Here is a 307-nt window from a genome sequence, read left to right as displayed (position 1 = left end):
GTCTTTTAAAATATCTGCAGATGCAATCATGCTTTCATCTAATCTCTTGAAATCGTTTGCACTACTTATTACGCCATCAATAACATATAATGGTGTACCTTTAGTTTTGAAAGAGCCAACACCTCTTATCTTTATATTTGACGTGGAAGAAACACCAGCTACGCTTCCTGATAGAGCAGAACTAGTTGAGGTTCCATAACCAACAACTACAACTTCATCTAACATTGCAACATCCTCCTCCAAACTTAAGTTTATTACGCTTGAGTGAATGGGAACGGTTTCAGTATCATACCCCAAATACGAAAAC

The 307-nt window shown here is 37.1% G+C and carries 1 protein-coding gene; it reads right to left on the bottom strand.

The window, feature by feature from the left end; translation table 11 throughout:
- On the bottom strand, positions 1-225 hold a 225-nt coding region (locus tag H4O21_RS28905), incomplete at its 3' end, for a TonB-dependent receptor plug domain-containing protein (protein ID WP_182812774.1).
- Between the last annotated feature and the right edge of the window lie 82 nt (positions 226-307).

Origin of the sequence: Oceanospirillum sediminis (genome assembly GCF_014164585.1) — a bacterium.
In the GTDB taxonomy this organism is placed as follows: Bacteria; Pseudomonadota; Gammaproteobacteria; order Pseudomonadales; family Halomonadaceae; genus Oceanospirillum; species Oceanospirillum sediminis.
The sequence above is the reverse complement of the archived record's forward strand: the minus strand, read 5'-3'. Positions and strand labels throughout refer to the sequence as shown.